Origin of the sequence: Sphingomonas sp. Sph1(2015), assembly GCF_001970915.1 — a bacterium.
Lineage (GTDB): Bacteria > Pseudomonadota > Alphaproteobacteria > Sphingomonadales > Sphingomonadaceae > Sphingomonas > Sphingomonas parapaucimobilis.
On record NZ_MQUI01000023.1, the window covers coordinates 14,149 to 40,808 of the forward strand.

Annotated in this window: 22 protein-coding genes; 5 read left to right on the forward strand and 17 right to left on the reverse strand. The window is 67.1% G+C overall.

Annotation, left to right across the window (positions count from 1 at the left end; all coding sequences use genetic code 11):
• Positions 1-24 precede the first annotated feature (24 nt).
• The 8 genes from glgX to ubiA form a co-directional block, all read right to left on the reverse strand.
• Positions 25-1,821 (reverse strand): glycogen debranching protein GlgX, encoded by a 1,797-nt coding sequence (gene glgX, locus BSZ14_RS10825; RefSeq protein WP_076710927.1) that lies wholly within the window; start codon positions 1,819-1,821, stop codon positions 25-27.
• Between the two features lie 143 nt (positions 1,822-1,964).
• Entirely contained in the window at positions 1,965-3,590 is a 1,626-nt protein-coding gene (locus BSZ14_RS10830) for an alpha-D-glucose phosphate-specific phosphoglucomutase (protein WP_076710928.1), read from the reverse strand.
• The gene (glgA, locus tag BSZ14_RS10835; RefSeq protein ID WP_076710929.1) at positions 3,587-5,041 is read right to left on the reverse strand and encodes a glycogen synthase GlgA; all 1,455 of its coding nucleotides are present in this window, start codon (positions 5,039-5,041) and stop codon (positions 3,587-3,589) included. Before glgA ends, BSZ14_RS10830 begins: the two co-directional genes overlap by 4 nt.
• Positions 5,042-5,049: 8 nt before the next feature.
• Positions 5,050-6,312, reverse strand: coding sequence for a glucose-1-phosphate adenylyltransferase (gene glgC / locus BSZ14_RS10840; RefSeq protein WP_042489477.1), 1,263 nt, complete (start codon positions 6,310-6,312; stop codon positions 5,050-5,052).
• A 77-nt stretch (positions 6,313-6,389) separates the two neighbouring features.
• Positions 6,390-8,543: a 1,4-alpha-glucan branching protein GlgB gene (glgB, locus tag BSZ14_RS10845; protein WP_076710930.1), complete on the reverse strand. Its 2,154-nt coding sequence runs from the start codon at positions 8,541-8,543 to the stop codon at positions 6,390-6,392.
• Positions 8,540-10,972 carry a glycogen/starch/alpha-glucan phosphorylase gene (locus tag BSZ14_RS10850; protein ID WP_083748211.1) on the reverse strand — a complete coding sequence of 811 codons (2,433 nt, stop codon included), beginning with the start codon at positions 10,970-10,972 and terminating at the stop codon, positions 8,540-8,542. The genes glgB and BSZ14_RS10850 overlap by 4 nt, the downstream gene beginning before the upstream one ends.
• Before the next feature lie 92 nt (positions 10,973-11,064).
• Positions 11,065-12,375: an Nramp family divalent metal transporter gene (locus BSZ14_RS10855; protein ID WP_076710931.1), complete on the reverse strand. Its 1,311-nt coding sequence runs from the start codon at positions 12,373-12,375 to the stop codon at positions 11,065-11,067.
• A gap of 105 nt (positions 12,376-12,480) precedes the next feature.
• Positions 12,481-13,389: a 4-hydroxybenzoate octaprenyltransferase gene (gene ubiA / locus BSZ14_RS10860; RefSeq protein ID WP_076710932.1), complete on the reverse strand. Its 909-nt coding sequence runs from the start codon at positions 13,387-13,389 to the stop codon at positions 12,481-12,483.
• A 25-nt stretch (positions 13,390-13,414) separates the two neighbouring features.
• On the opposite strand from ubiA, the gene BSZ14_RS10865 reads away from it, so the two are divergent.
• A complete protein-coding gene (locus BSZ14_RS10865) occupies positions 13,415-13,624 on the forward strand; it encodes a hypothetical protein (RefSeq protein ID WP_076710933.1) in 210 nt (69 codons plus the stop codon).
• On the opposite strand, the gene BSZ14_RS10870 is transcribed toward BSZ14_RS10865, so the two are convergent.
• From BSZ14_RS10870 to ppk2, 3 genes are all read right to left on the reverse strand, one after another.
• Positions 13,621-14,628, reverse strand: coding sequence for a glycosyltransferase family 2 protein (locus tag BSZ14_RS10870; protein WP_241823725.1), 1,008 nt, complete (start codon positions 14,626-14,628; stop codon positions 13,621-13,623). The genes BSZ14_RS10865 and BSZ14_RS10870 overlap by 4 nt on opposite strands.
• Before the next feature lie 50 nt (positions 14,629-14,678).
• Positions 14,679-15,689, reverse strand: a complete 1,011-nt coding sequence (locus tag BSZ14_RS10875) for a glycosyltransferase family 2 protein (protein ID WP_198930498.1) — start codon at positions 15,687-15,689, stop codon at positions 14,679-14,681.
• A gap of 80 nt (positions 15,690-15,769) precedes the next feature.
• A complete protein-coding gene (gene ppk2 / locus BSZ14_RS10880; RefSeq protein ID WP_076710935.1) occupies positions 15,770-16,525 on the reverse strand; it encodes a polyphosphate kinase 2 in 756 nt (251 codons plus the stop codon).
• Positions 16,526-16,602: 77 nt separating this feature from the next.
• Here ppk2 and BSZ14_RS10885 point away from each other — a divergent pair, with 77 nt between their 5' ends.
• Both BSZ14_RS10885 and BSZ14_RS10890 read left to right on the forward strand, forming a co-directional pair.
• Complete coding sequence (locus tag BSZ14_RS10885; protein WP_076710936.1) at positions 16,603-17,346, forward strand: 16S rRNA (uracil(1498)-N(3))-methyltransferase; 744 nt, start codon at positions 16,603-16,605, stop codon at positions 17,344-17,346.
• Between the two features lie 45 nt (positions 17,347-17,391).
• On the forward strand, positions 17,392-18,765 hold the full coding sequence (locus BSZ14_RS10890; protein WP_076710937.1) for a glutamate--cysteine ligase: 1,374 nt from the start codon (positions 17,392-17,394) through the stop codon (positions 18,763-18,765).
• Positions 18,766-18,855: 90 nt separating this feature from the next.
• On the opposite strand, the gene BSZ14_RS10895 is transcribed toward BSZ14_RS10890, so the two are convergent.
• Entirely contained in the window at positions 18,856-20,127 is a 1,272-nt protein-coding gene (locus BSZ14_RS10895) for a methyltransferase family protein (protein WP_198930499.1), read from the reverse strand.
• A gap of 179 nt (positions 20,128-20,306) precedes the next feature.
• Complete coding sequence (locus BSZ14_RS10900; RefSeq protein ID WP_076710938.1) at positions 20,307-20,759, reverse strand: hypothetical protein; 453 nt, start codon at positions 20,757-20,759, stop codon at positions 20,307-20,309.
• 157 nt (positions 20,760-20,916) lie between these two features.
• Between BSZ14_RS10900 and BSZ14_RS10905 the strand changes: the two genes are divergently transcribed.
• The gene (locus BSZ14_RS10905) at positions 20,917-21,129 is read left to right on the forward strand and encodes a hypothetical protein (protein WP_042489504.1); all 213 of its coding nucleotides are present in this window, start codon (positions 20,917-20,919) and stop codon (positions 21,127-21,129) included.
• 21 nt (positions 21,130-21,150) lie between these two features.
• On the opposite strand, the gene trmB is transcribed toward BSZ14_RS10905, so the two are convergent.
• Entirely contained in the window at positions 21,151-21,831 is a 681-nt protein-coding gene (gene trmB, locus BSZ14_RS10910) for a tRNA (guanosine(46)-N7)-methyltransferase TrmB (protein WP_076710939.1), read from the reverse strand.
• Positions 21,832-21,895: 64 nt separating this feature from the next.
• Between trmB and BSZ14_RS10915 the strand changes: the two genes are divergently transcribed.
• Positions 21,896-22,714 (forward strand): formate/nitrite transporter family protein, encoded by an 819-nt coding sequence (locus BSZ14_RS10915; protein ID WP_076710940.1) that lies wholly within the window; start codon positions 21,896-21,898, stop codon positions 22,712-22,714.
• Between the two features lie 5 nt (positions 22,715-22,719).
• Here the strand turns inward: BSZ14_RS10915 and BSZ14_RS10920 are convergent, their stop codons facing one another.
• From BSZ14_RS10920 to lnt, 3 genes are all read right to left on the reverse strand, one after another.
• Positions 22,720-23,523 (reverse strand): hypothetical protein, encoded by an 804-nt coding sequence (locus BSZ14_RS10920; RefSeq protein WP_076710941.1) that lies wholly within the window; start codon positions 23,521-23,523, stop codon positions 22,720-22,722.
• A gap of 131 nt (positions 23,524-23,654) precedes the next feature.
• The gene (gene metK, locus BSZ14_RS10925; protein WP_042489576.1) at positions 23,655-24,854 is read right to left on the reverse strand and encodes a methionine adenosyltransferase; all 1,200 of its coding nucleotides are present in this window, start codon (positions 24,852-24,854) and stop codon (positions 23,655-23,657) included.
• A gap of 41 nt (positions 24,855-24,895) precedes the next feature.
• Entirely contained in the window at positions 24,896-26,446 is a 1,551-nt protein-coding gene (gene lnt, locus BSZ14_RS10930; RefSeq protein ID WP_076710942.1) for an apolipoprotein N-acyltransferase, read from the reverse strand.
• Positions 26,447-26,660: the final 214 nt, after the last annotated feature.

The window sequence follows — 26,660 nt, forward strand, 5'->3', positions numbered from 1 at the left end:
TGGAAGGGGAGGAATGGAAAGGCCTCAGCTTTCCAGCACTCGCCCCCGGATGGCGGAGACGCCGTGCGCGCGGTCGAAGCGCAGGATCAGGCTCTCGTCGCCGACAGGGACGTGCAGGGCAAAGCCGTTACCGTTGTCCCAGTCCTCGGGTGTCATCGGGCCACCGGACAGCTTGCGCCATTCGGCCCCGGCCAGCCAGTTGGTCCAGTCGATCGGGGTTTCCCGGCGAAGGGCGGCGAGCTGCGCGACAAAATCCTCCAGCGCCTCGTCGCGGGTTTGCCAGTCGAGCCACGTCGTCTCATTGTCCTGGGCATAGCCGTTGTTGTTGCCCTGCTGGCTGCGGCCGAATTCGTCGCCTGCGGTCAGCATCGGCGTGCCGCGTGACAGGAACAGCGTCGCCAGCATCGCGCGGACCGAAGTCTCACGCGCGGCGCGGATGGCGGCATCGTCGGTCGGCCCTTCCTGCCCATGGTTCCATGACACCTCGTCGCCATGCCCGTCGCGATTGTCCTCGCCATTGGCGTGGTTGTGGCGCGCGGCATAGGTGGTCAGGTCGGCGAGGGTGAAGCCGTCATGCGCCGCGACGAAATTGACCGAGCGGCTGGCGGGGCCGGTAAAGACATCCGCCGACCCCCCGATCCGCGTCGCCAGATCGCCGCTGCGCCCGTCGCCGCGCCAGAAGCGGCGCACCTGGTCGCGATATTGGTCGTTCCACTCGAGCCAATGCTCGGGGAATTGGCCGAGCTGGTAGCCGCCGGGGCCGATATCCCAGGGTTCGGCGATCATGACGCGGGTCGACAGGATCGGATCGGCGGCGATCTCGGCGAAGATGGGGGCGTGGGCGTCGAAGCCCGGCCCGCGCGCCAGCACCGGCGCCAGGTCGAAACGGACGCCGTCCACCCCGGCTCGCGCGAAATGGCGAAGCGTGTCGAGGATCATCGCGCGTACGCTCGGGCGGCTGGCGTCGAGCGTGTTGCCGGTCCCCGTATCATTGATGAGCGTACCGTTGGCCGTGCGCGCATAGGCATCCGGGTCCAGGCCCCGGAAGGACAGGGTGCCGCCCTCTACGTCGCTCTCGCCCATATGGTTGAACACGAGGTCGAGGATGACGCCGATGCCTGCCTCGCGCAGCGCCGCGATCGTGGCGACCAGTTCGGCGACGCCGCCCGGCACCCGCTCCGGGCAGAGCGCCATCGGCACGACCGGGTTATAACCCCAGGCATTGCGCAGGCCGAGCGGGGGGAGGTGGCGTTCGTCGATCGCGGCGGTGATCGGCATGAGTTCGACGGCCGCCACGCCCAGCTTGCGGAGGTGATCGAGCACGGCGGGATGGGTGAGTGCCGCCAAGGTGCCGCGCCGTTCGGGCGGTATGGCGGGATGGCGCATGGTGAAGCCGCGCACATTGAGTTCGTAGATCAGCCTGCCCGGCCGGAACAGCGGCGGGGCGGGGGTGGTGGTCAGCGGGGCGACGACACGGGCGCGGGGGACGATGTCGGCGGTGTCCTCGCCGAAAATGCCCAGGCGTGGCGACTGGACGAAGGGGCGGTCGATTTCGAGCGCGTGAGGGTCGACCAGCAGCTTGGCGGGGTCGAACCACAGGTTGCGGGCCGGGTCGTAACGCCCATGCGCGCGATAGCCGTAGAGAGGGGCGGGGCCTGGAACGGTGGCCGTCCACCTATCGCCGTTGCGGGACATGGCGATGCGGCGTTCGGTGGGGCCGTCGAACAGGCAAAGCTCCACCTGCTCGGCGGTCGAGCGCACGGCGAAGCGGGTGCCGCCGGGGATGGGTGTCGCGCCGAGGGGATAGGGCTGATTCGTCATGGCTGAGACCATCTCAAATCCTCCCCTGCAAGGGGAGGGGGACCATCCGAAGGATGGTGGAGGGGTGTCCCCGCTGGCCGTGACACCCCTCCGTCAGCGCTTCGCGCTGCCACCTCCCCTTGCAGGGGAGGAATAGGAAGTCCTTACGTCACGACATCGGGTTCGGTGCGGCCGGTATGCTGGGTGATCCCGGCGATCTCGTCCGCCGCCTGGATGATGTCGGCGAGCATCTCCGGCGTCTCGCGGTCGAGTTCGTCGGCCGAGTAACGCTCCAGATAGACGCGCAAGGTCGCGCCGCTGGTGCCGGTGCCCGACAGGCGGAATACGACGCGGCTGCCGCCCCGGAATAGCACCCGGATGCCCTGGTTGCGGCTGACCGAATGGTCGGTGGGGTCGGTATAGGCGAAATCGTCCGCCGTCTCGACCGTCAGCCCGGCGAACGTCTGCCCCGGCAGCGTCGCCAGCTTGCCCCGCAGGTCGGCCATCAGCGCATCGGCGCGCTCGCTCTCGACGCCCTCATAATCGTGGCGCGCATAATAATTGCGGCCATAGGTCGCCCAATGGTCGCGGGCGATCTGGTCGACGGACTTGCCCGAGGCGGCGAGAATGTTGAGCCAGAGCAGCACCGCCCACAGCCCGTCCTTCTCGCGCACATGGTCCGAGCCGGTCCCGGCGCTCTCCTCGCCGCAGATGGTCGCCATCCCGGCGTCGAGCAAATTGCCGAAGAACTTCCACCCCGTAGGCGTTTCGTACGCCGAGATGCCCAGCTTTTCCGCCACCCGGTCGGCGGCGGCGCTGGTCGGCATGGAACGGGCGATGCCCTTCAGGCCACCGGCATAGGCGGGCGCGAGATGGGCGTTGGCCGCCAGCATCGCCAGGCTGTCCGACGGCGTGATGAAGCGCCCGCGCCCGATGATGAGGTTGCGGTCGCCGTCCCCGTCCGAGGCCGCGCCGAAATCGGGCGCGTCCGGGGCCATCATCCGGTCGTACAGTTCCTTGGCATGGACCAGATTGGGGTCGGGGTGATGCCCCCCGAAATCTGGGAGCGGCGTACCGTTCTTCACGGTGCCCTTTGCGAAGCCCAGCCGGTTCTCAAGAATCTCGGTCGCGTACGGCCCGGTCACAGCGCTCATCGCGTCGAACGACATGGTGAAGCCGCCCTCGACCGCAGCCCGGATCGCGGCGAAGTCGAACAGGCTTTCCATCAGCGCGGCATAGTCGGCGACCGAGTCGATCACCTCGACCGTCATGCCACCGACCGTCACCTCGCCCAGCGTATCGAGGTCGATATCGTCCGCCTCGACGGTCAGCCAGCGGCTGATCGACCTGGTGTTGGCGTGGATCGCGTCCGTCACCTTCTCCGGCGCAGGCCCGCCGTTGGAGATATTGTACTTAATGCCGAAATCTTCGTCCGGCCCGCCGGGATTGTGGCTGGCCGAGAGGACCAGACCGCCCAATGCCCCCCGCTGGCGGATTACGTTGCTGGCTGCCGGCGTCGACAGGATGCCGCCCTGACCGACAACCACACGGGCAAAGCCGTTCGCCGCCGCCATGCGTATGGCGACTTGGATCACCTCCCGGTTCAGGAAGCGGCCGTCGCCGCCGATCACCAGCGTCTGGCCGGTCTTTTCGTCACCCAGCGCGTCGAACGTCGACTGGATGAAATTCTCGGCATAATTGGGCTGCTGAAAGACGCGGACCTTCTTGCGCAGGCCCGAGGTGCCGGGCTTCTGGTCGAGATAAGGCTCGGTCGCGACGGTCTTGATCATGGGTTCCCCAGCACGGATCGATAGAGTTCGGCATAGTGGCGGCCGCTATGGTGCCAGCTATAATCGGCATTCATGCCATTGACCTGAATGGTCCGCCATTGGTCTTGGTCGGCATATAGTCTCATTGTGCGACGCAGGACCGCGACAATATTGTCGGTGGTGACAGTGTCGAACTGAAGTCCGGTGGCCACGCCCATGGCCAGCGCCGCTTCATTGGCGTCGATGATCGTATCGGCCAGCCCGCCGGTGCGCGCGACCACAGGCACGCAGCCATAGGCCAGGCCGTATAGCTGGGTCAGCCCGCACGGCTCGAACCGCGAGGGGATCAGGATCGCGTCGCACCCGCCCTGCAGCAGATGCGAGACCGGCTCGTCATAGCCGATCCGCACCGCGACGCGGCCCGGATGGCGCAGCGCGGCGGTGGCGAAGGCGATCTCCAGCGCCGGGTCGCCGGTGCCCAGCACCACCAGCCGTCCGCCGAGCGCCACCAGATCGTCGATCACCTCGACCAGCACGTCCATGCCCTTTTGCCAGGTCAGGCGGCTGATGACGGTGAAGATCGGGCTGTTATCCTCGTCCAGCCCGAACGCCTGCTCGACCGCGCGCTTGTTGGCGATGCGATCGTCCAGCGTGTCGACGGTGAAGGGTGCGGGCAGGGCGGCGTCGGCCTTGGGGCTCCAGATGGCGGGATCGATGCCGTTGACGATACCGCTGACGCACTCGGCACGCGCGGCGATCAGGCCCTCCAGCCCCATGCCATATCGGGCACGGTGGATTTCCTCGGCATAGGTCGGGCTGACCGTGGTGATCGCATCGGCGGTGCGCAGGCCCGCCTTCAGATAGCCGATCTGGCCATAATATTCGACGCCCTCGACGCTCCACGCCTCGGGGGGCAGGCCCAGATCGGGGAAGTGATGCGCCGCGAACGAGCCCTGGAAGGCGATGTTGTGGATGGTGACGATGCTCTTGGCGACCTTGCCGGGGCCGGGCGCATAATGGAGGAAGGCGGGGGCGAGCGCCGCCTGCCAGTCATGCGCGTGGAGCAGGTCGAAGTCGTAACCCGGCACCGCGCCCGAGGCGAGGTCGGCCCCGGCCCTTGCCAGCACTGCGAAGCGCCGCCAATTGTCGTGCCAGTCGTTCCCGTCGGTATCGACATAGGGAAGCCCCTCGCGCTCCCAAAGCTGCGGCGCGTCGATCACCAGCAGCCGATGGGTGCCGATCATCGCCTCGCGAAGCCATGCCTCGGTCCCGATGATGTGCGTCCAGCGATGGACGCGCGGCGCGTCCTCGCCGATCGCGCGCATCACCTTGGGGAAACCGGGGATCAGCGTGGTGACGGCGATATCGTGGGGCGCCAACGCCTCGGGCAGCGCGCCGACGACATCGGCCAGACCGCCGGTCTTGATGAGCGGAAACGCCTCCGAGGCGACCGACAGGACGGAAAGGGTCATGGGGACTTTCAGTTGGCCAGACGGTCGATCATCGGCTGGGTGATGAGGCAAATACCCTTGTCGGTGCGCCGGAACCGGTGCGCGTCGAGCACCGGGTCCTCGCCGACCACCAGGCCGTCGGGGATCTTCACGCCGCGGTCGAGGATCACGCGCCGTAACTGCGCACCCCGCCCGATATGGCAGAAGGGCAGGACGACCGCTTCATTCAGCGAGGCATAGCTGTGGGTGCGCACGCCGGTCGACAGCAGCGAGCGGTTAATGGTCGAACCCGACACGATGCAGTCGCCCGCGACGAGGCTGGCCACCGCCGACCCGCGCCGTCCCTCGACATCATGGACGAACTTGGCCGGCGGCGTGATCTCGGCATAGGTCCAGAGCGGCCAGCTGCGGTCGTACAGGTCGAGCTGCGGCACCACGTCGGTCAGGTCGAGGCTGGCCTCCCAATAGGCGTCGACCGTACCGACGTCGCGCCAATAGGCGCCGGGTTCGTCGTCGGAGCGGACACAGCTGGCGGAGAAGCGGTGCGCCTGTGCTTTGCCATGCTCGACCAGATAGGGGATGATGTCCTTGCCGAAGTCGCGCGCCGAGCCGGGCGTGGCGGCATCGCGGCGCAGCTGTTCGAACAGGAAGGCGGTGCGGAAGACATAGATGCCCAGCGACGCCAGCGACACGCCCGGATTGCCGGGGATGGAGGGCGGATCGGCGGGCTTTTCGACGAAATCGACGATGCGGTCGGTCTCGTCGACATGCATCACGCCGAACGCACTCGCCTCCTCGCGCGACACTTCCAGACAGGCGACGGTGACGTCGGCGCCACTGTCGACATGCTGCTGGAGCATCAACTCATAGTCCATCTTGTAGACGTGGTCGCCAGCCAAAATGACCATGAATTCGGGCGCATAGCTTTCGATGATGTCGATATTCTGGAACACCGCGTCGGCGGTGCCCTCATACCACTGAAACTCGCTGATCCGCTGGCTGGCGGGCAGGATGTCGAAGCTTTCGTTGCGTTCGTCGCGCAGGAAGTTCCAGCCGCGCTGAAGGTGGCGGATCAAGGAATGCGCCTTGTACTGGGTCGCCACGCCGATGCGGCGGATGCCGGAGTTGATGGCGTTGGACAAGGCGAAGTCGATGATCCGCGCCTTGCCGCCGAAATAGACGGCGGGCTTGGCGCGCGTGTCGGTCATTTCCATGAGGCGGCTGCCACGGCCGCCCGCCAGCACATAGGCCATGGCATCGCGCGCCAGCGGTTGTCCGCGCCTCAGGTCCATCGTCCGTCTCCTGTCCGTGTGTTAGTGTCGCAACGCTTGATCGGTGCGTTGTTATTCCGGGCAAATGCGATTGCGGGTCAGCCGTCGAAGCGCAGGATGACGGTGGCCAGCGGCGGCAGCGTCACCCAGGCCGCGCCGTCCTTCGCATCCACCCCGCCCATATTGCCCAGCCCCGAGCCCCAATATTGGGTCGCGTCGGAGTTCAGCACCTCGGTCCAGCGGCCGTCCTGCGGCAGCGGCAGGCGATAGGGGGCGCGGGCGACGGGCGTCATGTTGGCGATGACCGCAACCGGCGGCTCGCCGGGGGCCTTGCGCAGCCAGGCGAAGACCGACTGGGCGCTGTCGTCGGCGACCAGCCACTCGAACCCCTCGCGCTCGCAGTCGCGGGCGTGGAGCGCGGGCGTGTCGCGATAGAGATGGTTCAGGTCGCGCACGAGCGAGCGGACGCCCTCATGCGCGTGGCTGCACCGAAGATGCCAGTCGAGCGGGCGATCCTCCGACCATTCCTCGCGCTGGGCGAATTCCTGGCCCATGAACAGCAGCTTCTTGCCCGGATAGGCCCACATGAAGGCATAATAGGCACGCAAATTGGCGAATTTCTGCCAGTCGTCGCCCGCCATCTTGGTCAGCAGGCTGCCCTTGCCATGCACCACCTCGTCATGGCTGAGCGGCAGGACGAAATTCTCGTCAAAGGCGTAATGCAGCCCGAACAGGATCTCGCCATGATGGTGCCGCCGATGCACCGGCTCACGTGCCATATACTGGAGCGTGTCGTGCATGAAGCCCATGTTCCACTTGAACCCGAAGCCCAAGCCTCCGTCATGCGCGGGCGCGGAGACACCCGGCCAGGCGGTGGATTCTTCGGCGACGGTGAAGACGCCGGGATGCTGGCCATAGACTTGCCGGTTGACCTGGCGGAGGAACTCGACCGCTTCCCAATTCTCGCGCCCGCCCTGCTCGTTGGGCACCCACTCGCCGTCCTTGCGGCTATAATCGCGGTAGAGCATCGAGGCGACCGCATCCACGCGCAGTCCGTCGATATGATAGCGCTCGGGCCAGAACAGCGCGTTGTTGACCAGGAAGCTCGCCACCTCGCGCCGTCCGAAATTATAGATGGCGGTGTTCCAGTCGGGGTGGAAACCCTGGCGCGGGTCCTCATGCTCGTAGAGCGCGGTGCCGTCGAAATGCGCCAGGCCATGCGCGTCGGTGGGGAAGTGCGCGGGCACCCAGTCGAGGATGACGCCCAGGCCCGCGCGGTGCGCGCCGTCGACGAAGCGGGCAAAACCCTCGACATCGCCGAACCGCGCCGACGGGGCGTAAAGCCCGGTCGTCTGATAGCCCCAGCTGGGGTCGTAGGGATGTTCGGAGATGGGCAGGAATTCGATATGGGTAAAGCCCATCTCGACCACATAGGGGATCAGCCGGTCGGCCAGCGCATCCCAGCTGAGATACCAGCCATTCTCGTCGCGGTCCCATGACCCGGCATGCACCTCATAGATGCTGATCGGCACGCGGCGCGGATCGATCTTCGCCCAATGCTCGCGGTGGGGCGCATCCTTCCAGACATGGGCGGGCGGCGCGGTGGTGATCGAGGCGGTCTTGGGGCGAAGCTCGGCGGCGAAGGCAAAGGGGTCGGCCTTCATCGGCTGTTCCGCGCCGTGCGGTCCGGTGATCGCGAATTTGTACGCGCGACCCTCGCCGATATCGGGGATGAAGATTTCCCAGACGCCGACATCCAGGCGGCGGCGCATGACGTGGCGGCCGGGGTTCCAGTCATTGAAGTCGCCGACCACCGCGACCCGCTCGGCATTGGGTGCCCAGACGGCGAAATGGACGCCCGCCACGCCCTGATGCGCGATCAGATGCGCGCCCATCTTGTCATAGAGGCGGAAGTGATTGCCTTCGCCCATCAGGAAATCGTCGAGCGGGCCGAGCACGGGGCCGAAGCTGTAGGGATCGGTGATCCACCATTCCGCGCCATGCCCCTTGGCACAGTATTTCACCGGCTGCGGCGCGCCCGACACTGCGCCCTCGAACAGGCCGCGCGTGTCGACCGGCTTCAGGACGCCCAGCTTCGTGCCGGACAGGTCGAAGGCGGTGACCGCCTCCGCGCCCGGGACCAGCGCCCGCAGGAACGTGCCGCCCGGCCCTTCATGAGGCCCCAGCAACGCGAAGGGATCGGCGTTGCGGCCCTCGATCAGGGCTTCCAAGGCGGCACGGGGTGGCTTCACATCACGTTCCAGATTTCCTCGGCATATTGCCGGATGGTGCGATCGGAGGAGAACCATCCGACTTTCGCGACATTGTGGATGGCCGAGGTCGCCCAACCCGCCTGATCCTGCCAGCGGGCATCGACGCTGCGCTGCGCGGCGGCATAGGCGTCGAAATCGGCCGCGACCATGAACCAGTCGCCGTCGTAGAGGCCACCCATCAGTCCGGCATAACGGCCGGGATCGTCGGGCGAGAACACGCCCGAGGCGATGGCGGAGACGGCCTGGCGCAGCTCCGGGCTGCCCTCGATCACCGCACGCGGGTCGTAGCCGTCGCGGCGCTTCTCGGCGACCTCGTCGGCGGTCAGGCCGAAGATGACGATATGGTCGTCGCCGACATGTTCCTTGATCTCGACATTGGCGCCGTCGAGCGTGCCGATGGTCAGCGCGCCGTTCAGCGCGAACTTCATGTTGCCGGTGCCCGATGCCTCCATGCCCGCGGTCGAGATCTGTTCGGACAGGTCGGCGGCGGGAATGATCTTCTCGGCGAGGCTGACATTATAGTTGGGGATGAACCCGACCTTCAGCAGGTGACCGACGCTGGGGTCCGAATTGATCCGGCGGGCGACGTCGTTCGCGAGTTTGATGACCAGCTTGGCGTTGTGATAGCTCGACGCCGCTTTCCCGGCGAACAGCTTGACGCGCGGCGTCCAGTCGCGCTCGGGATGGCTGCGGATCTGGTCGTACAGCGCCACCGTCTCGATGATGTTGAGCAACTGGCGCTTATATTCGTGGATGCGCTTGATCTGGACGTCGAACAACGCATCGGGGTCCACCCGAAGTCCACTCGATTCCCGAAGATAATTTGCCAGCCCCACTTTGTTGGAACGTTTGATCAAGAGAAAGCGTTCCCGGAAATTCGCGTCCTGCGTAAATTCCGTGAGCGCTATCAGTTTTTCCGCGTCATCCTGGAAACCCGGCCCGATCGCCTCGCGGATCAGCGCGGTCAGTTGCGGATTGCATTGCTGAAGCCAGCGGCGCGGGGTGATGCCGTTGGTCTTGTTGTTGATCCGCGTCGGATACAGGCGATGCAGATCGGCGAAGACCGTCTTCTTCATCAGCTCGGTATGGAGTGCGGCGACGCCGTTGACGCTGTGGCTGCCCGCAAAGGCCAGGTTCGCCATGCGCACCCGCCGCTCGCCGCCCTCGTCGATCAGGCTGATCGCGGCGATGGCGTGGTCGTCCATGCCCTCGACCGCGCGCGCCTCGCGCAGCAGCTTGGCGTTGATCGCATAGATCAACTGCATGTGACGCGGCAGCAACCGCTCGAACAGGTGCAGCGGCCAGCTTTCCAGGGCCTCGGGCAGCAGGGTGTGATTGGTATAGCCGAAGGTGCGCCGGGTGATGTCCCACGCCTGATCGAAGCCCAGATCGTGATGATCGACCAGCAGGCGCATCAGCTCGGCGACCGACACCGCCGGATGGGTGTCGTTCAGCTGGATCGCCGCCTTGTCGGGCAGGGTGCGGATGTCGTGGAAATACTGGATATGCCGCCGGACGATGTCCTGAAGCGAGGCGGAGGAGAAGAAATATTCCTGCCGCAGTCGCAATTCCTGGCCCGCAGGCGAGCTGTCGGACGGATAGAGGACGCGGACCAGCGTTTCCGCCGCCATCTGCCCCGCGAGTGCGCCGGTATAGTCGCCTGCATTGAACCGATCGAGGCGGATCGGGTCGATCGCCTGCGCGGTCCACAGGCGCAGTGTATTGACCCGCTTGCCGCGCCAGCCGACCACGGGGGTGTCGACCGCGATCGCCTCGACCGCCTCGGCGGGTTTCCAGTGGACGGCGCCGGTCTCGGTCCCGATCACCTCGCCGCCGAAGCCGACGAAATAGGCGCTCTCGCGCCGCTCGAACTCCCAGGGATTGCCGTGGCTCAGCCAGGTTTCGGGCAGCTCGACCTGCCAGCCATCGTCGATCCGCTGGCGGAACATGCCGTTCACATAACGGATGCCGTATCCGTAGGCGGGCAGGTCGAGGCTGGCGAGGCTCTCCATGAAGCACGCCGCCAGCCGTCCGAGACCGCCATTGCCCAGCGCGGCGTCGGGTTCGATCTCCTCCAGCGCGGTCAGGTCGACGCCCAGGCTCTGGAGCGCGCCCGCCACCTGCGCCATCACGCCCAGATTGGACAAGGCATCGCGCAGCAGCCGCCCGATCAGGAACTCCAGGCTGAGATAATAGACCCGCTTGGCGCCCGCCGCATGCGCCTCGCGGGTGGAGGCCATCCAGCGTTCGATGATGTCGTTGCGCACGGTCAGGATGGTCGCGGCCAGCCAGTCATGCGGCCGCGCATTGGCGGCATCCTTGCCGATCCGATGCACCAGCGTATCGACGATGGCGTCGGCCAGCGGCCCGGTGTCGTCGACATGCAGGGTGGTGATGGTGGTCGTCATTGATTCGGGCGTCCCTGTCGGTCCAGTCGCGCCCAGCTTAACCGCGCGAAGGATGAAGTCACGCGGCATTCCTTCGCAATTGCGAAACGGAATCAGCCCGTTGCCAGACCCCATAGCAGCATCAGGTTAAGCCCGATGATGATCGCCGCGATGATCCAGGCCAGGATGCGCAACCAGACCGGGCTGGCGAACGGCCCCATCATGCCCTTGTCGGCGGTGAAGCGGACCAGCGGCACCACCGCGAAGGGGAGTTGCAGGCTGAGGATCACCTGGCTGAGGACGAGCAGCTTGGTCGCCCCCGCCTGACCGCTCGCGCCGACGACCAGCACGGCGGGCACGATGGCCAGCCCGCGCGTGATGAGCCGCCGCAGCCACGGCGCCAGCCGCAGATCGAGGAAACCCTCCATCACGATCTGCCCGGCGAGCGTCCCCGTGACGGTCGAATTCTGACCCGAGGCGAGCAACGCCACGCCGAACACCACGCTCGCCGCGCCCGCGCCCAGCATCGGGGCGAGCAGGCGATACGCCTGGTCGATCTCCGCGACGTCGGTGCGCCCGGCGACATGGAAGGTGGCCGCCGCGACGATCAGGATCGCGGCGTTGATGAAGAAGGCGAAGAACAGCGCGACGGTGCTGTCGATCGTCGCCATCCTGATCGCATCGCGCTTGCCGTTCTCGGACTCGTCGAAGGCGCGGGTCTGCACCAGCGACGAGTGGAGGTACAGGTTATGCGGCATCACCGTCGCGCCGAGGATGCCGATCGCGATGTAGAGCATCGCCGGGTCGGTCACGATCCGTGTCGTCGGGATAAATCCTGCCATCACCGCCCCCGGATCGGGGCGCGAGGCGATCAGTTCATAGAGGAAACAGCCGCCGATGATCAGCAGGAGCGCAATGATGAACGCCTCGATCTTGCGGAACCCGTAACGCTGGAGCGCCAGGATCAGGAAGACGTCGAAGCCGGTGATCAGCACCCCCCAGACCAGCGGCAGGTCGAACAGCAATTGCAGCGCGATGGCGGTGCCCAGCACCTCGGCCAGGTCGCAGGCGATGATCGCGATCTCGCAGAGCAGCCACAGGATGCGCGAGACGGGCTTGGAGTAAGCCGCCCGACACGCCTGCGCCAGGTCCAGCCCGGCGGCGATGCCCAGCCGCGCCGACAGCGCCTGCAGGATCATCGCCATGATGTTGGACAGCAGGATGACCGACAACAGCGCATAGCCGTAAGCCGATCCGCCCGCGATATCGGTCGCCCAGTTGCCCGGGTCCATATAGCCGACCGCGACCAGATAACCCGGTCCGGCAAAGGCGAACAGCCGCCGCAGGAAGGACGCGCCTTCGGGCACGACGACCGAACGATGGCTTTCGGCAAGCGAGCGGGTGGCGGGCGTGGCTACGGTCATCAACCTTCAGATGTGACGGAGTTTCCGAGAACCGACAACCCGGCAAAGCGTTGCGGGGGAGCAGTTTGGGGGGAGTTATCAATTCCTCCCCTGGAAGGGGAGGAATTAGAGAGAAGACCCCACCACCGCACAGGCCAGCGCCATCAGCAACCCGGCAAAGCGGTTCGACCGAAAGCGATATAGTGCCCCTGCGCCATCGTCGGGCTTCAACGTCATCACCTGCCACCCCAGATGCAGCGCCACGGGCGCCAGCGCGGCGACCGCCAGTACGTCCGGCCGCACCAGCCAGATCGCCCCGGCCCAGCACAGCACCGCCACGAGGTAGAACGCCCCCACGCCCGGCTTCACATGCGCGCCCATGCGCAGCGCGGAGGAGCGCACCCCGATCAGCGCGTCGTCTTCCCGGTCCTGCAACGCATAGATGGTGTCATAGCCGATCACCCAGGCGATCGACCCCGCGTAAAGCAGCCAGAGCGGCGCGGAGAGCGCCCCCTCCACCTCGGCCCAGCCGACCAGCGCGGCCCAGCTGAACACCATGCCCAGCCATGCCTGTGGCCACCAGGTGATCCGCTTCATGAAGGGATAGGCCGCGACGGGGGCCAGGCTGGTCACCGCGACGATCGCGGCGAGCGGGCGCAACTGCACCAGCACGACCAGCCCGATCAGGCACAGCGCCACCAGCCAGATCGCCGCCAGCTTCACCGACACCAGTCCCGACGGGATCGGCCGCGCCCGCGTCCGCGCCACCTGCGCGTCCAGGTCGCGGTCGACGATGTCGTTGAACACGCACCCCGCACCCCGCATCGCGATCGAGCCGAGCAGGAACCACAGGACCAGCGGCCAGCGATCGGGCAGCCCGCCCGCCAGCGCGATCGCCCAGACGCCGGGCCAGAAGAGCAGCCACCAGCCGATCGGCCGATCGAACCGGGCGAGCAGCGCCAGCCCGCGCAGCCGGGGCGGCAGCCGCCCGACCAGTCCCTTGTGCTCGCTATCGGGTACGATCTCGATGGTCATGAGAGGTGGCCTATGGGGGTGACCCGTGGCGCGCAAGCCCGTTCGCGGCTATCGTCGTGCATGTGATCCTCCCGCGCGCTTCCGTTTCATGATCGGCCTGTCGGTCGCGGTCGGCCGTTTCGTCGAGGCGCTGTTCTGGGCGATCCTGCGCGTCGCCGGGATGGTCGGCGGCGTGGTCCTGCTCGTGGGTGTCGTGCTGGGCGTGATGTGGTGGCTGATCCGGCGGCGGCGCTAGGCCGACAGCATCGCCAGCTGCGAGCGGATGACATCCAGATTGTGCTGCGCCAGGTGGCTGCCGCGCCCCGCCACGCTGCCTTCCAGCTCGGGGCGCTCGCCGATTGCCAGACAGCGTTGCCAGGCCCCCTCCGCCAGCGGTAGCCAGTGCGCGATCGCCTTCGCCGGATCGGCCATGGCCCGGTCGAGCAGCAGGTCGCCCAGCACGAAGAAGAAGTCCGGCGATGTCGGCCAATGCGGCATTTGTCCGTCGGCCAGCGCCAGCGCCTCGTCCAGCCGCCCGGCCTTTGACAGGGTCGTGATCGCGGTGACGACCAGCTCGTGGCGCCAGTTCGCCTCCGCCGGGGTCAGTGCCAGCGCCTGTGCGAAATGGGCACAGGCCGTGTCCAGGTCATCGCGCATCCGGGCGTCGCGGCCGATCTGGTAATGGAGATATGGATCGTCCGGCTGCTCGGCCAGATCGCGCAGCAACAGGATGTGATTGCGGTTCCGCTTGGGCACGATCTGCGCGGCCAGATAGCCGTCATGCGCGATATGCACGGGCAGGGGAATGCGCGGCAGCGGTGACGCGACCTGCTCGTGCACGCGGCCCTCATAGCGCGCGCCGCGCGGGATCAGTCGGGTGATCCAGCTGCGCGTGGCGGTCTCGCCATCGTCATGCTGGTTATGGATGCATACCCGCCCCAGCCGCGCCGGGCCGTCGCACCATTCGCGCAGGATCTCGCCGCCCGCGACCAGCCATTCATCGGCATCGAGCATCAGCGCCCAGTCGCTGTCGGCCAGATCGAGGAGATGATTGCGCGCGATCGAAAAGCTGTCCGGCCAGGGCAGACGATGGACCTCGGCCCCGGCGGCCTGCGCGATGGCCATGGTGTCGTCGGTCGAACCCGTGTCGAGCACGACGAGGCGATCGACCCAGGGCGCGACGCTCTCCAGGCAGCGCGCGAGGCAGCGTGCCTCGTTTCGGACGATCAGGGTCGCGGCGATCGATACGGGTGGGGACATGATCCGCCTTGAGGCACAGCGATCGTAAAGAACGCCCTAAGGTTTTGATCTCAGGCGGCCAGCGTCGCCAGTTGCGACCGCACGATGTCGAGGCTCTGCTGCGCCAGATAACTGCCGCGTCCGGCGACGCTGCCGTCCAGATCGGGGCGCTCGCCGATCGCGAGACAGCGTTCCCAGGCCGCTTGCGCCAGTGGCAGCCAATGGCCGATCGCCTGGGCGGGCTCGGCCAGCGCCTGATCGAACAATATGTCCCCCAGCACGCAGAAATAGTCGGGCGAGTCCTGCCAATACGGGAATTCGGCATCGGCCAGCGCCAGCGCTTCGTCACGCCGACCCATATAGGCCATCAGGGTCATGGCGCTCGTCACCAGCGGATGCCGCCAGCCAGCTTCGCGCGGCGCGGTCGCCAGCGCGCGTTGCAGATAGTCGCAGGCGGTCGGAAGATCGCGCCGCGCCTGCGCTTCCATGCCGAACTGGAACATCAGATAGGGATTGTCCGGCTGCTCGGCGAGTTCGCGTTGCAACAGCTGATAGTTGCGGTCGATCTTCCTGGCCTTCTGCGCCGCGAGATAGCCGTCATGACCGACATGGATCGGGGTAGGGGTGATCGGCAGGGAAGAGACGACCTGTTCGTGGATACGCCCCTCATAACAGGTGCCGCGCGGCAACAGGCGGGGAATCCAGCTGCGCGTCGGTTGGGCACTGCCATCCGTTTCGTTCTCGATGCAGACCGACCCCAGCCGTGGCGGCCCGCCGCACCAGCGACGGAGCTGCTCGCCGCCCGCGCTGATCCATTCATCGGCATCGAGCATCAGGTTCCAGTCGGCATCGGCGCAGGCCAGCACATGGTTGCGTGCCTCGGCGAAATCGTCCGGCCAGGGCAGGTGATGAACCTCGGCGCCCGCCGCCTGGGCGATGGCGACGGTCCGGTCGGTCGATCCGGTATCGAGCACCACCATGCGATCCACGAACGGCGCGACGCTTTCCAGGCAGCGCGCCAGGCAGCGTTCCTCGTTGCGGACGATCAGCGTCGCGGCGATACGGGGGGCAGGGGGCAACATCCTGGGCAGTCCTCGACGCTGGGGATTTGCGCGCACGCTATCCCCGCCCCCGTGAAGATTTGCCTAATGCCGCCGTAACCCTATCTGGCCAGCCGCCCGTCCTCCAGCGCCGCCATGTCGAACGGGAACAGGATGTCCGGGTCGGGCGCCTTCACGTCGTCGGCGATATCGGCGGGGGCGATGCGGTGCAGGATGTGGCGAATGATCGCGATCCGCGCGTCCTTCTTGTCGTCGGCGCGCACGATATGCCACGGTGCGAAGGGCGTATGGGTGCGGGTCAGCATCGTGTCGCGCGCCGCCGAATAATCGGCCCATTTGGCCTGCGCCACCTTGTCCATGTCCGACACCTTCAGCGCCTTCAGCGGATCGGTGCGCCGCGCCTCCAGCCGGTTTTCCTGTTCCTTCTTCGAGATGTCGAGCCAGATCTTGACCAGCCTGATGCCGCTTTCGACCAGCATCCGTTCGAAATCGGGGGCGTCGCGCAGGAACGCCTCCTGCTCGGTGGCGGTGGAGAAGCCCATCACCACCTCGACGCCCGCGCGATTGTACCAGCTGCGGTTGAAGATCACGATCTCCCCCGCGGCGGGCAGGTGCGTGGCGTAGCGCTGGAAATACCATTGCGTGCGCTCGCGATCGGACGGCTTGGGCAGCGCGACCACGCGGGTGGCACGGACCGAGAGATGCTCGGTGATTCGCTTGATCGTGCCGTCCTTGCCCGCGCCGTCGCGGCCCTCCAGCACGATGACGACGCGCTCGTCCGATCCCGCCATCGCCATCTGGGTGCGGACCAGCGCGAGTTGCAGCGACTCCAGTTCCTCTTGATAATGTTTGCCCATCGTCCGTCCTTTCACGACAGAAAACACCCGAAGCCGCAAAAGTGGCAAGTGCGGCGCGACCCGTGTAAGCGAAGCCCATGCCCGCTACCCCCGCCTGGCCGCCGCAATCCACCCCCCGACTGTTCGTCGACCAGCCTTTGGCCGAGGGACCGATCCGCATCGACGGCCCGGCGGCGCATTATCTGGTGTCGGTGATGCGCACCAAGGTCGGCGATCCGGTCAAGCTGTTCGACGACCGTACCGGCGAATGGCTGGGCGTCGCCGCCTCGGTCGGCAAGCGCGACCTGACGCTGGACGTCACCGAACGGCTCCGCGAGCGGGAGGCGGCACCCGATCTGTGGCTGTGCGCCGCGCCGCTGAAGAAGGGCCGGGTCGACTGGCTGGCGGAAAAGGCGTGCGAGCTGGGTGTGGCAAGGCTGGTCCCCGTGGTCACCCGCCGCACCGTGGTCGACAAGCCCAATACCGAACGCCTGCGCGCCCACATGATAGAAGCCGCCGAGCAATGCGGCCGCACCGCGCTGCCGGAGGTGGCCGAGCCGGTGAAGCTGGCGGCGTTCCTGCGCGACTGGTCGCCGGAACGCGCCCTGTTCTTCGCCGACGAGACCGGCGGTGTCCCTGCGCTGGAGGCGATGCGGGCGCATTCGGGTCCGGCAGCGATCCTGATCGGCCCCGAAGGCGGCTTCGATGCCGAGGAGCGCGAGGCGATCCGCGCGCACCCCGCCGCCGTGGGAATCGGCTTGGGTCCCCGCATCCTGCGGGCCGACACGGCGGCGGCGGCGGCGATATCCTTGTGGATGGCGGCGGCGGGTGACTGGCACTGATTCAGCCTATGGCGTGAAGGCTTCCGCCCGCGTAAGGCGCGGTTCATGAGCACCAAGACCGCGAGCACCGCCAAGGGCGCCATCATCGAGTCGCGCGATCAGCTGATCGCCAGTTTCGCGCGCGGCGAAAAACCCAGCGATCGCTGGCGGATAGGCACCGAGCACGAGAAGTTCGTCTATGCGCTGGGCGATCATCACGCGCCCTCCTACGACGAAGCCTCGGGCATTCGCGCGCTGCTGGGCGAGCTGGAGCAATATGGCTGGGAGCCGGTGCTGGAGGGCGGCAACGTCATCGCGATGACCGGCGCGGACGGATCGATCAGCCTGGAGCCTGCGGGCCAGTTCGAGCTTTCGGGCGCGCCGCTCGACAATCTGCACCAGACCTGTGCCGAGACGGGGCGCCACCTGCAACAGGTCAAGGCGGCGGGCGACAAGCTGGGCCTCGGCTTCCTGGGCCTGGGCATGTGGCCGGACAAGACCCGCGCCGAGCTGCCGATCATGCCCAAGGGTCGCTATGCGATCATGCTGCGCCACATGCCGCGCGTCGGCTCGCTGGGCCTCGACATGATGCTGCGGACCTCGACGATCCAGGTGAACCTCGACTACGCGTCGGAAGCCGACATGGTGAAGAAGTTCCGGGTCGGCCTGGCGCTCCAGCCGCTGGCGACCGCCTTGTTCGCCAACTCGCCCTTCACGGAAGGGAAACCCAACGGCATGCTGTCCTTCCGCAGCCATATCTGGTCCGACACCGACCCCGCGCGCACCGGAATGCTGCCCTTCGTGTTCGAGGACGGATTCGGTTATGAGCGTTACGCCGACTATGCGCTCGATGTGCCGATGTACTTCGTCTACCGCGACGGGAAATATATCGACGCGGCGGGGCTGTCGTTCCGCGACTTCCTGAAGGGTGAGCTGTCGGTGCTGCCGGGCGAGCTGCCGACGATCGACGACTGGAACGATCACCTGTCGACCGCCTTCCCCGAGGTGCGGCTGAAGACCTTCCTGGAGATGCGCGGGGCGGACGGCGGCCCGTGGAACCGCATCTGCGCGCTGCCCGCGCTCTGGGTCGGGCTGCTGTACGACAATGGCGCGCTCGATGCGGCATGGAATCTGGTCAAGGGCTGGTCGTTGAACGAGCGGCAGGCGCTGCGCGACTCGGTGCCGGAACTGGCGCTGGATGCGCCGCTGCCGGGTGGCGGGCGCTTGCGCGATATTGCGGGCGAGGTGCTCGACATCGCCCATGCGGGCCTGGCGGCGCGCGGGCGGGTCAACGGAGCCGGGGATAACGAGACCGGCTTCCTCGACCCGCTGCGCGAGATCGTCCGCTCGGGCAAGGTGCCCGCGCAGGTGCTGCTCGACCGCTATCATGGCGAATGGGGTGGGGATATCTCGCGGGTTTATGGGGAAGCGAGTTTCTGAGGTTCAAGCGTGGGCTTCGACTTCGCTCAGCCTGAACGGAGGTTTAAGCCCTTCATCCGTTCAGCCTGAGCGAAGTCGAAGGCCAAGGGACTAACCCCGCCCCAATACCCAACGGAAGAATCGCGGCACCGCCCCGTACCGCTGCATCCAGTCATAATAGTCGCGATACGCCGGATCGGCCGACAAATGCCGCTCCTCGGTCCGCGCGCGCCAGTAGTAAATCCCGCTGACCACCCCCAGCAGCAACGTACTCCGCGCGGCATCCACCCAGGTCCCGGTCGACAGGATCGGAATCGTCGCGATCCACCAGAAGATGTTCTTCGACAGATAGGCCGGGTGCCGTGATACCGCATAAGGCCCATGGGTCAAAATCCCCCGGTGCGTCAGATTGGAAAAGCGGATGCCGAACGCCACCGTCGACCAGGCATAGATGGCGGTCAGCCCGACCAGCACCGCTCCGATCGCCGCCAACACCACCGGATGCCCGGCGAACCAGTAGCTCCACTCGGCGGTCCCCGGCCGGTAATTGAGCGGGCCGTTATCCCCCATCAGGATCGTCGGCGGATAACAGATCAGCGCCGCCGCCCAGGCCGCCGCATACGGATTGGCCGAGCGGATATGCGCATCGAGCGGCCGCATGGTCAGCATATAGCCGATCGTCGCAAAGGCGACGTCGATCAGGAACATCAGGGTGATCAGCCAGTTGGCCAGCGCCACCGGATCGTGCAGCGCGACCGACAGGTCGGTCCGCACGAACATCCCGAACCCGCCGGGCACCACAGCCAGCATGAAGGGCAGGAAGAAGGCCTTCACCGCCCAGGATCGTAGATGGGCGTAGATCGCCTCGGGCTCGACGCCCGGCTGCCCGGTCAGCCATGCGCCCAGCATCCAGGCGCCGTCCTTCGGCTCGACCAGCCGCCGGTCGAGCCAGATCACATAGGGGATGGACAGCAGGAACAGCACCGGCGCGATCCAGCCCAGGCACCACATGGCAAAGGCGAAAATCCCCTGCCAATAGAATCGCCCCGTCGCAAAGATCAGCGCGATCCCGCCGAATGTCGCCCACAGCCCGGCCAGCTTGGTCAGACTGATGTCCAGCGTCTCGCGGGCGGGGCGGGGATTGGCCCAGTCGATCCCGGTCGAGGCATGGCGATGCACCTTGTCGACCAGTACTGACCAGAGCAGCATCGGCACCCCCGCACAGACCAGATGCAGAAGCGCCGCATAAGGCCCGTCGAGATGCCGCCACCGCGCATAAGCGATCCAGCCCAGCGAACCCGCCAGCCCGGCCAGCCCGACGCCCCGGCTGACGGCGGAGCGAGGACGCGGCGGGCGCGAGCTATGCGGGGCGGAATCGGCCATGGGATGCGGGCTTTAGCGCAATTCGGTAAGCAAGGCGTTAGGGGGGATCGCTATTCCTCCCCTGCAAGGGGAGGGGGATCAGCGAAGCTGGTGGAGGGGGATCGCCACATGGGGCTATCTTTGACGAAGCCCCCCTCCGTCAGGGCTGGCGCCCTGCCACCTCCCCGTACCGGGGAGGATCACTCCTCCGCCGTCGCCAGAATGTGCTGAACCTCCTCGGCGGTAATCCCGAATGTAGCCGCCAGCCCCGACAGCGACGCGCCCCGCTTCGACAATTCGCGAATCCGCCCCTCGTCGATCACCGTGGTGTACCCCCGCGTATCGCGCTGCTCGCGCACCACATCCTTGCGGCCCGAGGTACGGTGCCGTTTGGCGGCGGCGGCATGGGGGTCCCTGGCGGCGGCCGCTTCCTCCGCCTCGCGACGGGCGGCGCGTTCGGCTTCGCGGGCCAGCGTCTCGCGCTCACGCAGCGCGGCGCGCGCTTCCATCCGCCCTGCCATCAGCGTGCTTCGCTCGCCCGCCCGCGCCTCGCGCGCCTTGGCTCGTGCGGCGGCGCGCTCTTCCAAACTGTCATTCGTCCGGACGCGCAGTCCGCCGCGCGGTGGCGTCACGCCCCAGCTGTCATCGACCATGTCTTGCCTCAAATTTCGAGGCTGCCGTCTATAACGAGGCGGCCTGCCCCGCCAGAGGGAGCGCGCGTCACCGACGAAACGGGCCGAAACCGGCGGCATTGGCAACCTGCGGGGGATCTGCTTGTTATGGATGCCGATATAGAATGGGAGGAAGGTGATGAACCCGATGCTGGACCCCGATCTCATGGAGTTCATGGACGACGAGTCGCTGCTGCTGGCCTTTGCGATGGCGAGCGGCGAACCCGGCGGCGGCGAAGCCCAGGCGATCCAGGCCGAAATGACCCGCCGCGGCCTGCGCCCGATCGCGGCCATGCCAGGACTGCTCGACGTCGCCCGCACCGACCATCGGAGCGGCCCGCTGCGCCTTTAGATCATCAATGGTGGCCGTCTCCTACCGCCGGATATACCGGAAATACCACACCTCATGCCCCTGGCGGCGGGCCTTGCGTTCGTAGCGCGTCTCGGGCCAGTCGGCGGGGCGGGTGAGGAAGTCGGCGGGCGTGCGGGCCTGCCATTCGAAATCGTCCCGGCCGTTCATGATCATCATCGACCAGTGGCAATAGGTCGGATCGTCGGTCCCCAGGCGAAATTCGCCGCCCGGCTTCAGCTTGCGCGCGATGGTGTCGAGCGGGCCGTGGTTCATCATCCGCCGCTTGGCATGGCGCGCCTTGGGCCAGGGATCGGGGTGGAGCAGATATACACGCTCCAGGCTGGCATCGGGCAGTCGCTCGATCACCTCCAGCGCGTCGCCCATGTGCAGGCGGACATTGGTGAGTTCGCGGTCGCGGATATGGCCGAGCGCGCCGACCACGCCGTTCAGGAACGGCTCGCAACCGATAAAGCCGGTGCCGGGCGTCGCCTCGGCCTGTCCGGCCAGATGCTCGCCCGCGCCGAATCCGATCTCGACCTGCAGCGGCCGATCCTCGCCGAACAGGCGCACCGCATCCAGCGGGCCTTCCTCGGGCACGCTGAGCGTCGGCAGCATCTCTTCGACCAGCGCGGCCTGGCCCTGGCGCAGCTTATGCCCCTGACGCCGACCATAAAGGCGGCGGATCGTCGTCGGATCGTTCATCGCCGGGCCTTTAGCGCGGGTCGGACAGGGAGCCAAGGGTGGGGCCGCTCGTTGCCCTTCCATCATGGATGACGACGCTCCCCAAGCCGATGGCCCCCAGCCCGATGGAAAGGCGCAGAAGGCCGCCGATGCCAAAGACCTGCACCGCGCGGTGCGCGAGGCGGGGGAGAGCGAACTGGACCGGCCCGCGGGCGCGCTGTTCTGGTCGGGCCTGGCGGCGGGGATCGCGATCCACAGTTCGCTGATCGCCGAGGGCGCGCTCCATGCCGGACTGCCCGATGCGCCGTGGCGGGGCCTCGTCGCCGCGCTCGGCTATCCGGTGGGCTTCCTGGTCGTCATTCTCGGGCGGATGCAGCTGTTCACCGAAAGCACCATCACCGCGATGCTGCCGCTGGTGACGAAGCCATCGCTCTGGGCGCTCCGGCGCACGGTGCGGCTCTGGGCGATCGTACTCGGCGCCAATCTGATCGGCACCGCGCTGGCCGCCGGAATGGTCGCGGCAGGGGCCTTGGGCAATGCCGAGATTCGCGAGGCGATGGTGACGGTGTCGGCGCGCATCCTGGAACTGGGCGGCTGGGCGACCTTCGTCAACGCGATCCCCGCCGGATTCCTGATCGCGGTCGTCGCCTGGATCTTGCCCAATGGCCGGACCCAGGCCTTCTGGATCATCCTGGCGATCACCTATGTCATTGCCATCGCCGGGTTCAGCCACTCGATCGTCGGCGCGGACGAGGCGTTCCTGCTGCTGTTCACCGGCCATGCCGATCTGTGGCGAACGGTGTTCGGCCTGCTGATCCCGGCGATCCTGGGCAATCTGGTCGGCGGCGCGGGGCTGTTCACGCTGCTCGCCCATGGTCAGGTGCAGGGCGAGACGCGGGAATAGCGGCCTCAGCGCGGCGAAACGACGCTGATGTCCCGGCCGCGCACCTGCCATACCCGCTTGTCCGGGGTCCGGACGAAGACGGGTTGCAGGACGCTGTACGATGCGAAGACGTGGATTTCGGTCGGTACCGGGTCAAGCAGATGATTGACGAGCAACCCGGCAACCTTGGTGTCCTTGGTCGCGGCGGGCAATGTTATGTTGAGGCAGCTGGTGTTGAACGCACGGCTGGCCACGATCCGCCCGTCCGGCGCGATGGCCACGCGGTAATTGCCGCCCATTATGTAGCTGGCGTTCGAGACCTGCGGCGACAGCAGATAGACGGTGACGGGGCCGCCGTTGACGGAGGGCAGGACCACCGTGTTGAACGGTGCGGCGGTACAGGGGCGATAGCCTTTCGCCGCCGCCTCATGTCTGGCGATTTCGCGCGCGCGGGCCAGGATCATCTGCACGGGCGTCAATGGCAGGGGTTCGGGCAGGATCTCGTGGCGGACGACCTTCCCGCCGCGCACATCGGCGACGAAGAAGGCACGCGCGCTGGCGGCGTCGCCCTTGAAATAGGTGGCGCGCAGCGTGTCCTTGTCGATCGGCTCGATGACATAGCCGCCGGTGCCCGCCAGCTGGTCCCTGGGCACCACCTCCATCAGCGAGTCGGTGCTGACCCAGGCCGCGCGGTCGAAGGCGTAGATCATCACGCCAAAGATCGAGGCGTCGGCGAGACGCTGTTGCTCGGAACGGCTGTCCTGCGCTGCGATGACGGGCGGTGCCGCCGCCACCTGCGCCGCCGCCGCTAGAATCGCCATCGCCAGCATCGTTCGTCCCCCTATCGATCGAAGGGAAGCTGACGTGCGCTGTCCCAAAGGGCAAGCGCATTGCCCGAAAAAGAAAACGCCCGCGCGGGCATCCCCGCACGGGCGTCGTCAACCTGTCGGATCGGGTCGGATCAGGCGATAGCGGCCTTGATCCGGTCGACCAGGTCGGTCTTTTCCCAAGTGAACAGCGCGCCTTCGGCTTCGCGGCCGAAATGCCCGTAAGCGGCGGTCTTCGAATAGATCGGCGCGTTCAGCTTCAGATGCTCGCGAATGCCCTTGGGCGTCAGGCGTACGAGCTTGGGAAGGGCGGCTTCCAGCTTGGCTTCGTCGACCGTGCCGGTGCCGTGCAGGTCGACATAGACCGACAGCGGTTCGGCGACGCCGATCGCGTAGGACAGCTGGATGGTGCAGCGCTTGGCCAGACCCGCCGCGACCACGTTCTTGGCGAGGTAGCGCGCGACATAGGCGGCCGAACGGTCGACCTTGGTCGGGTCCTTGCCGCTGAACGCGCCGCCGCCATGCGGGGCCGCGCCGCCGTACGTGTCGACGATGATCTTGCGGCCGGTCAGGCCGGCGTCACCGTCCGGGCCGCCGATTTCGAACAGGCCGGTCGGGTTGACGTAGATCTGCTTCTCTTCCGGCAGCCAGCCTTCGGGCAGGATGTCGGTGAGGACCGACTTCACATAGTCGCGAAGCTTGGCCTGGCCCGCCTCGTTCGACAGCTCGGCCGAGTGCTGGGTCGACACGACGATCGCGGTCGCGCGGACCGGCACGCCGTTCTCGTACTGCAGCGTCACCTGGCTCTTGGCGTCGGGCTCCAGGAAGGGAGCGGCGCCCGAATGGCGGTCGGCCGCCATCTTTTCCAGGATCTTGTGGCTGTAATAGAGGGTCGCGGGCATCAGGCCGGGCGTCTCGTCGGTCGCGTAACCGAACATGATGCCCTGGTCGCCGGCGCCTTCGTCCTTGTTGCCGCTTTCGTCCACGCCCATTGCGATGTGCGCCGACTGGGCATGCAGGTTGTTCGAGAAGTCGAAGGTCTGCCAGTGGAAGCCCGACTGCTCGTAGCCGATCCGCTTGACGGTATCGCGCACGGTCCGCTCGATCTCTTCCAGCGCGCCCTCGGCCCACTGATCGTTCTCGAACACGCCCTTGCAGCGGATTTCACCCGCCAGCACGACCTTGTTGGTGGTGGTCAGGGTTTCGCAGGCGATACGCGCTTCCGAATCCTTGGACAGGAACAGGTCGACGATCGAGTCGCTGATCTGGTCTGCGACCTTGTCGGGGTGACCTTCGGAAACCGATTCCGAGGTAAAGATGTACGAGTTCCGCATTCCCGTCCTCATAAGGATATAAAGATAGCTTTATATCGGTCCTAGCGACCACGGCGGCGGAAGGCAACGCCGATCGCGGCCAGGCCTGCGGCGATGGCCAGCGCCATCATGTTGCCGATGCGCGAGAAGGGCGTGGGCGGCAGCGCGGCGGGCAGGGGGGCTTCGGCTGCGCCCGCCGTCTCGTGGGGCACGGTGGCGATCAGGCGTCCATCGGCGGCGATGATGGCCGAGATGCCCGTCGGGGTGGCGCGGATGATCGGCAGCCCTTCCTCGATCGCCCGCATCCGCGCCTGCGCCAGATGCTGGGGCGGCCCCCAGCGGCCGAACCAGGCGTCGTTGGACGGGTTGAAGAGCAGGCGCGGGCGATGCGCCTCGTCCACCACCTGCCCCGAAAAGATGATCTCGTAGCAGAGTTGCACCCCGACCGGCCCGAAGCCGGGCACGCGCAGGTTGCGCGGGCCGGGGCCGGGGGTGAAGTCCATGTCGCCGGGCACCAGCCGCGCCAGGCCCAGCGGCTTCAACAGCCACGGCATCGGCAGATATTCGCCATAGGGCACCAGATGCGCCTTGTCGTAGCGGCCGGTGATCCGGGCGGCGGGATCGATCGCAAAGACGCTGTTCGTCGCGCTGCTCACCCGGGCGCGGTCGGGCGAGAAGAGCAGGGCGGTCCCGCCGACCAGCGCGGTGTCGCGCGGGCCGAGCACGCGGGCGATCTGGCGGCGCGTCCAGAAGGGCGGGGCATAGTTGAACCCGAAATAGGCCCAGTCGGGATAGCCGTCCTCGATCATGTCGCGCACGACGCCCTCGGGCCAGACGATCAGGCGCGGTCGGGGGCCGGGCCTTCCCGACAACTGGGTCAGCCGCTGAAGCAGCAGCGGTCCGTCGCTCTGCCCGCGCTGGTCCTGGCTGACATTGGGCTGGACCACGCGGACCAGCGGCGCGTCGGCTGCGGGTTCGGGCGCGCGGGTCAGCGGCGCGGAGAGGGCGGCGAGGCCGGTCGCGGGCACCATCACCGCCGCCAGATGCCAGTGCCGCCGAAGCGCCAGCCAGATCGCGCCCGCCAGCACCACGGTCAGCCCCGACAGCGCATAGGTGCCGACAAAGGCGCTCATCCGCGCCACGCCGATGACCGGCAGCCATGCGACCGACACCGGATCCCAGGCATAGCCGGTGAACAGTCGCGCGCGCAGATATTCGGTCGCGATCCACGCCGCGCCGAAGATCAGCACATAGGCCGCATCCGGTCGCCGCCCGCGCAACCGCCCGGACGCTCTCCACGCCACGCCCGCCGCCGCCATCGGGAAGACGGCCAGGTACAGCGCCAGCCCGACCGCGGCGAAATAGCCCAGCACCGGCGGCATCTTGTCCTGAAAGTCGAAGGCGTGCTGGAACCAGTTGTTGTTGACGGTGAAATGCCCGACCCCGAACGCCCAGCCGCGCCACAGGGCGCTCTTGATGGTCGGGGCCTCCTGCACCAGCGCCAGAAGCACGATCAGCCCGACCAGCAACAATGGCCAGAGGTCGAGCGGGGCAAGGCCACAGGCGGCAACGGCCCCGGCGATCAGGGCGAGGAGAGCGGGATAGCGGGTCACGGCGCTGGCTATGGCGCGGGCCTGTGACAGGAGCAATGCGGGATGTGTGTCGATCCTCCCCGGAACGGGGAGGTGGCAGGGCGCAGCCCTGACGGAGGGGGGGGCTTCCGCACGGGATGACCTTTGCCGCATGCCCCCTCCACCAGCCTGCGGCTGGTCCCCCTCCCCGTGCCGGGGAGGAAAAGGTGGAAAAACCGGCCCCGTCACCCTAGCT

Bases quoted from the DNA above. Each gene is read 5' to 3' on its own strand.
- BSZ14_RS10855 (WP_076710931.1), bottom strand. From the start codon at position 12,375: ATGACCGTAGCCACGCCCGCCACCCGCTCGCTTGCCGAAAGCCATCGT.
- ubiA (WP_076710932.1), bottom strand. From the start codon at position 13,389: ATGACCATCGAGATCGTACCCGATAGCGAGCACAAGGGACTGGTCGGG.
- glgA (WP_076710929.1), bottom strand. From the start codon at position 5,041: ATGACCCTTTCCGTCCTGTCGGTCGCCTCGGAGGCGTTTCCGCTCATC.
- BSZ14_RS10890 (WP_076710937.1), top strand. From the start codon at position 17,392: ATGAGCACCAAGACCGCGAGCACCGCCAAGGGCGCCATCATCGAGTCG.
- BSZ14_RS10920 (WP_076710941.1), bottom strand. From the start codon at position 23,523: ATGCTGGCGATGGCGATTCTAGCGGCGGCGGCGCAGGTGGCGGCGGCA.
- BSZ14_RS10875 (WP_198930498.1), bottom strand. From the start codon at position 15,689: ATGTTGCCCCCTGCCCCCCGTATCGCCGCGACGCTGATCGTCCGCAAC.
- BSZ14_RS10885 (WP_076710936.1), top strand. From the start codon at position 16,603: ATGCCCGCTACCCCCGCCTGGCCGCCGCAATCCACCCCCCGACTGTTC.
- BSZ14_RS10900 (WP_076710938.1), bottom strand. From the start codon at position 20,759: ATGGTCGATGACAGCTGGGGCGTGACGCCACCGCGCGGCGGACTGCGC.
- metK (WP_042489576.1), bottom strand. From the start codon at position 24,854: ATGCGGAACTCGTACATCTTTACCTCGGAATCGGTTTCCGAAGGTCAC.
- glgX (WP_076710927.1), bottom strand. From the start codon at position 1,821: ATGACGAATCAGCCCTATCCCCTCGGCGCGACACCCATCCCCGGCGGC.
- trmB (WP_076710939.1), bottom strand. From the start codon at position 21,831: ATGAACGATCCGACGACGATCCGCCGCCTTTATGGTCGGCGTCAGGGG.
- BSZ14_RS10870 (WP_241823725.1), bottom strand. From the start codon at position 14,628: ATGTCCCCACCCGTATCGATCGCCGCGACCCTGATCGTCCGAAACGAG.
- ppk2 (WP_076710935.1), bottom strand. From the start codon at position 16,525: ATGGGCAAACATTATCAAGAGGAACTGGAGTCGCTGCAACTCGCGCTG.
- BSZ14_RS10895 (WP_198930499.1), bottom strand. From the start codon at position 20,127: ATGGCCGATTCCGCCCCGCATAGCTCGCGCCCGCCGCGTCCTCGCTCC.
- BSZ14_RS10830 (WP_076710928.1), bottom strand. From the start codon at position 3,590: ATGATCAAGACCGTCGCGACCGAGCCTTATCTCGACCAGAAGCCCGGC.
- glgC (WP_042489477.1), bottom strand. From the start codon at position 6,312: ATGGACCTGAGGCGCGGACAACCGCTGGCGCGCGATGCCATGGCCTAT.
- BSZ14_RS10915 (WP_076710940.1), top strand. From the start codon at position 21,896: ATGGATGACGACGCTCCCCAAGCCGATGGCCCCCAGCCCGATGGAAAG.
- BSZ14_RS10850 (WP_083748211.1), bottom strand. From the start codon at position 10,972: ATGACGACCACCATCACCACCCTGCATGTCGACGACACCGGGCCGCTG.
- BSZ14_RS10905 (WP_042489504.1), top strand. From the start codon at position 20,917: ATGAACCCGATGCTGGACCCCGATCTCATGGAGTTCATGGACGACGAG.